The organism is uncultured Campylobacter sp., assembly GCF_937949835.1.
Classification (GTDB): Bacteria; Campylobacterota; Campylobacteria; order Campylobacterales; family Campylobacteraceae; genus Campylobacter_B.
The window spans coordinates 1-2300 of record NZ_CALEDC010000181.1 but is presented as its reverse complement, the minus strand read 5'-3'; the positions used below and the strand labels follow the sequence as shown (position 1 = coordinate 2300).

Genomic DNA, 2300 nt, shown 5'->3' with positions numbered 1-2300 from the left:
GCGGGCATCATCGCCGCAGAAACGGGCGGAGATCAAAAGCTAGCCAAGCGAGCAGGCCTGCTTCACGACATCGGCAAGGCGCTAACTCACGAGTACGAGGGCTCGCACGTAGATCTGGGCGCTGAGGTTTGTCGCCGCTACAAAGAGCATCCGGTAGTTATAAACGCTATCTACGCCCACCACGGCCACGAGGAGGCTACCAGCGTAGAAAGCGCCGCAGTCTGTGCCGCAGACGCGCTAAGTGCCGCGCGCCCGGGTGCTAGACGAGAGGTGCTAGAGAGCTATCTAAAGCGCGTTAGCGACATCGAAGCGATCGCGATGAGTAAAACGGGCGTCAAACAAGCCTATGCGATCAACGCAGGTCGCGAAATCCGCGTCATCGCAAACGCCAAGCTCATGAACGACGATGAGGCGGTTTTGGTCGCTAAAGAGATCGCTTCGGAGATCCAAGATAAGGTTCAATTCCCGGGCGAGATCAAGGTTAACGTCATACGCGAGCTTCGCGCGGTCGAGATAGCCAAATAAGGAGTATGAAATGAAAAAATTTATAATCGCTTTATTTTTGCTTTTTAGCGCGGCATTTGCCGAGGATGAGCTCATCATTGATAGCGCGAGTGCCTATTCGTCGGTAATGCGCACAAACGCGCAGTATAAATACCTAGCGCAGCAAGCCCGCGCGATAGTGATCTTTCCGAGCGTTAAGAAGCTGGGTTTCATCATAGGCGGAATGTATGGCGAGGGGATCATCATCTACAATAACGACGGCGCGCATAGCGTAAGCGGCGCTGAGATCAGCAGCGCCAGCGTAGGACTTCAGATCGGCTATGAGGATAATTATCTGGTTATTTTCGTAATGCATGATGATGTAATCCAAAAAATGCGAAATTCCCAAATCACGCTTTCGGGCGATGCGACGGCAGTTGCAGGTAACTACAGCGCGGATTCCGGCTCGTTAGATGTGCTAAATCAAGATATGTATGTCTTTACGAATAAAGGCGGGCTGTTTGCGGGAGTGAGCCTTGGCGGTTCGGTGCTGGAGACCAAAAATGATCGCGCTTTTGATCCAAATACCGAGGGCTATGCGCTTTTGATGCGAGTAATCGGCGCAGATGAGTAAAATTTAGCTAAAGATGCTAAGGCGCATAGCTTAGCGAAAAATTCCTGCTTTATGAGCGTTTTATTAGCGGCTTGGAATTTTGCTAGCGTAATTTCTGCAGAATAATAGAGTTGGGTGCGTAATTTTATTGCAATTCGCGGGGTAGGAGGCATTTGAGGATATCGTGTAGATCCTGCGTAATCCACAAGTTACTTTGAATTCTAAAGAAGTCGAAATTTTGTCATTAAATTTAGAATTGCAAAATTTTAACGCTAAATTTTGCGGAGATTTTGCTTGATGTCTAGAAATTTTATTTTAAAATTTCGCTTAATATTTTGCGGCGAAATTTTGTATTTTGCTACAGCTGCGCGGAATTTTAAATTTAATGTCGCAGCAAAATCAAGTGGCGTCGTGGGATGTTAGAGTGAAGTTTTCGCACTGAATTTTAAAGCTGCTTTAGTCAAATTTATAGAATTTTATACGATCTAATGAAAGGATTCGATGGAGTCGATGTTTGAAAACCTCCATACGTGGGGGTACCTGATACTGTTTTTGTATTCGCTGGGCGGAGGATTTTTGGCGCTTGCGGCAGCGGGCGTGCTAAGCTCGGCCGGCGAGCTCAATATCGTCTTATGCATCGTAATCGCCTGCATATCGAACTTTATAGGCGATTCGGGGCTATTTTTAGTAAGCCGCTACAACAAAAAAGAGATTATGCCATATCTGCGCAAACAGCGCCGCAACCTCGCTCTGGCGCAGATTTTGTTTCGTAAATACGGCGACCGCATAATTTTAATCAAAAAATTTATCTACGGCCTCAAAACCCTCGTGCCGATTGCTATTGGTATCACAAAATATTCGTTTTTAAAATTTAGCGTCATCAATGCCGTAAGCTCGCTCATTTGGGCGCTTGTGGTGGGATTACTGAGTTACTACGCGGGCGATTTTGTGCGCGAGCTCTATGTGCATATCAAGGATGCGCCGTGGATCGCTCCGCTGGCTCTAGGCGCGATAGTAGCGGCGATCGTGCTCTATTTTCGCTTCGCCACGCGCAAAAGAGGCTAGCGGTGGCAAAAAAGCTGATCCCGCTCGCAATTTTTGCAACACTTCTTTTGGTGCTAAATTTGATCTCCAATTCGCGCGGCCCCGCGGCTAAAGATGAACGGGTTTTTACCTCCAAAACCCTGGATGGCGCCTCGCGTAA

3 protein-coding genes are annotated in these 2300 nt (G+C 47.7%); all 3 read left to right on the top strand.

Annotated features, from left to right (window positions below; genetic code table 11):
* Positions 1–525: HDIG domain-containing metalloprotein (locus Q0256_RS03895; RefSeq protein ID WP_297960208.1), on the top strand; the 525-nt coding region annotated here is incomplete at its 5' end.
* A 10-nt stretch (positions 526–535) separates the two neighbouring features.
* The gene (locus Q0256_RS03890; RefSeq protein ID WP_291938039.1) at positions 536–1117 is read left to right on the top strand and encodes a lipid-binding SYLF domain-containing protein; all 582 of its coding nucleotides are present in this window, start codon (positions 536–538) and stop codon (positions 1115–1117) included.
* Between the two features lie 480 nt (positions 1118–1597).
* Positions 1598–2161: a DedA family protein gene (locus Q0256_RS03885; RefSeq protein WP_297914856.1), complete on the top strand. Its 564-nt coding sequence runs from the start codon at positions 1598–1600 to the stop codon at positions 2159–2161.
* Positions 2162–2300 lie beyond the last annotated feature (139 nt).